This is a genomic window from Paraglaciecola sp., assembly GCF_030730205.1.
In the GTDB taxonomy this organism is placed as follows: Bacteria; Pseudomonadota; Gammaproteobacteria; order Enterobacterales; family Alteromonadaceae; genus Paraglaciecola.
Window position 1 is genome coordinate 1 of sequence record NZ_JANQVQ010000155.1, and the last position, 2569, is coordinate 2569.

The following is a 2569-nucleotide window of genomic DNA, read 5'->3' on the forward strand; positions in this document are numbered from 1 at the left end:
TCACGCAAATTTATGTGATTGATATTAATATTTTTTAATATTGAGACCAACTGCTGTTCAGTTTATTGCTAAGAGCAATAACAGACGGAAGGTGTTCAAATGTAAATTTGTTGATTAAACTTGATATAGATTTTCAAATGAATCGGCTATCGACCTCAACATAGCCTACTCTCTAAGAAAAGCTGGTGCATCAGTTTCGCTAAGCTGTGTACTAATTGATCTCTTCGTTAAAGATGCGAATATTTTGAAACCCACTTTTCCATTTTGATTAGCTTCTTGAATATTGCTGTGAACAGTGAGGTTTAGATCAAGCCCAAAATTTCCCGATACCATTGCCAATGATGCCACAAACAAATCTTGAGAAATATAAGCACCTAAAAAAACCACATTAAGTGCAGCAACTTCAAGATCTAAATTTTCGTATTTAGCTTTAAGCTCAGCTAGCTGCAAATACAACATGTAAGGCAATTCGTTTTTAACAGCTAAATCTATATAACTACCAGCTGAAAGAAAAGTGGTTCCCGCATGCAGCCATTCATGAGTGTCATTGAAATCTATGCAAGTATACGACCAACCGCATAAAACATGAGCGTAACATTCAAGAATACAGGGTAAAGATTCATGTCCAACAAGCTTAATTTTTGAATATTCACATATATCGTTAATTCTGCTTAATATCCCAATCTGGGTTAGTGAAAGTGACTTTTCACTTATTGCTATGACTTCAAAATTATTTCTGTATTTTAAAAAGCTGGCTATTGATTCAAATAAATCTAATGATGACGTATTTATATCAATTACATAAAGGCTAAAAAATTCATGATCATCTGAAGTATTAAAGATTTCTTCAGTAAGTTCAGTTAAATGGATATGCTCAACCCAATTATATTGCCAATCTTTAACAAAATTTTTAGTAACTGCCCCAGAAGAATCACCAAAGGTAAAAATCTTCTTTAATAACTTGCCATCGTTCATATAAACAATCCTCACTTTAAGTTCGAACACGTATCAGTATTCATTGCCGTTTTAAAAAATCTGTGTTCATCAAAAATAGGCTTTATTTGGATATGTTTATACTTCTTTTCCAGTCTTGTTATGAAGCACTCGTGTTAAACGAAAAGCTCACTTGGCATACCTCTAATTTCTGTTTTTGTATGGATAGAAACGTGAATAGCTGCTTCATCATCTCGTCTATATCTACTTACACTTCCATTATCTAATATTCTGGAAAATTCGTTTGAGCTTCGAACATGTTTTATGAAGGCCGTTTCAACTCTCTTTAACACCGAAAGCTCAACACTAACTGGCGCGAAAAAAAACTTTAATAACTTCAGTTGTTTTTCAAGATGCTCCTGCGACTTACAGAGCTTTTCATGGCCATCCCCAGGAGTATATGCCTTATCTAGATGACCAATTAAAAGTGAGTCAACGTCGTAGATATCATAAAAGCCAGAGAAGAATGAAGATAAGTGAGCAGATTGTCTTTGGGCAATAGATGTTGAAGTAATACCTATATAATTAATTAATAACGAATCGTTCAAGTTATACACCCAGAAGTAAATACCAGGTTTCCATGCATTCTGATCATTATATAGAGATAAACCGCCTTGTTGAAAAGGTAGAAAATCAAACGGCCCTAAAATTTCCATATCCAACAATTTTTGCATCCTTTTCTCATTATTAATTACACATGCCAAATCTTGCTTTAAAGTTCACCACCATACTAACAATGGTTTTACGTTAAGAAAGTTTTCAGCTCTACAACTAACGATAATGCTTCAGCATTTGTCAAATAGGGAACCTTGATGGTTCTTTCCCAAAAAAACTTTTACCCAGAAACGCGCTTACTTTAGCAAATTGGTTAATTGCATTTAATTTACCACCCAATTGCAGAGCTAACTTACCAGTCATTGCAAATCCATCGGACCACTCGTTGCAGCAAACTTACCACTTGAATCAAAATTCTACTCTGATAGCAGTGCCTTAACCGTCAAAATCTCAAAGTGGGAAAGCCACTTCAGAACGTGGTTTTGTGCCAATTGCGGATATTTACTGAGATTCGATTAAATCGGCGTTTTTCACTGAAAGCAGACATGGCCTGGTAAGTGTGGCCTTGTCAGCACCTGCACCCAATAGCAAACCTGAGGGCCAAAGTGTGCTGCGATATCGTCCAGGGTGGCAGCGGTATCTTCCACTACATCATGCAACACACTGGCTATCAGATGATTGATAGAAAGCCCCCGACTTTGCACCAACGACAACACGCGCAGCGGATGCACAATGTAGGGTTGTTGAGTGAATTTTCGCCGTTGCCCATGGTGGCAAGCCGTGGCAAACTCTATAGCCAAGTCAAGTAATGAAGCATGATTGGTAATATGTCGCTGTGCCATACAGTGCACCTTAACTAAAGATTATTGCTGTATGGTCTGAGTATTATCCGGGCATATTGCCGGTTAAACGTAAAAAGCGGAAAGTTTGTACCCTGGCATCAACCTCGATGTCTAAAAAACCTTTTGTGCAAAATCCTATTTTTCCTTTTTGAATTACTTCGCATTGCACAGTATTATTC

Annotated in this window: 3 protein-coding genes; all 3 read right to left on the reverse strand. The window is 36.7% G+C overall.

The window, feature by feature from the left end:
• Positions 1-165: 165 nt before the first annotated feature.
• The 3 genes from NWQ57_RS10720 to NWQ57_RS10730 all read right to left on the reverse strand — a co-directional run bounded on the left by NWQ57_RS10720 (position 166) and on the right by NWQ57_RS10730 (position 2390).
• Positions 166-975, reverse strand: coding sequence for a hypothetical protein (locus tag NWQ57_RS10720; RefSeq protein ID WP_306022145.1), 810 nt, complete (start codon positions 973-975; stop codon positions 166-168).
• Positions 976-1109: 134 nt separating this feature from the next.
• Complete coding sequence (locus tag NWQ57_RS10725) at positions 1110-1667, reverse strand: hypothetical protein (RefSeq protein ID WP_306022146.1); 558 nt, start codon at positions 1665-1667, stop codon at positions 1110-1112.
• Between the two features lie 411 nt (positions 1668-2078).
• Positions 2079-2390, reverse strand: a complete 312-nt coding sequence (locus tag NWQ57_RS10730; RefSeq protein ID WP_306022147.1) for an HD domain-containing protein — start codon at positions 2388-2390, stop codon at positions 2079-2081.
• Between the last annotated feature and the right edge of the window lie 179 nt (positions 2391-2569).

Excerpts from the sequence above, each read along its gene's own strand:
- NWQ57_RS10730 (WP_306022147.1), bottom strand. The coding sequence starts at position 2,390 with ATGGCACAGCGACATATTACCAATCATGCTTCATTACTTGACTTGGCT.
- NWQ57_RS10720 (WP_306022145.1), bottom strand. The coding sequence starts at position 975 with ATGAACGATGGCAAGTTATTAAAGAAGATTTTTACCTTTGGTGATTCT.
- NWQ57_RS10725 (WP_306022146.1), bottom strand. The coding sequence starts at position 1,667 with ATGCAAAAATTGTTGGATATGGAAATTTTAGGGCCGTTTGATTTTCTA.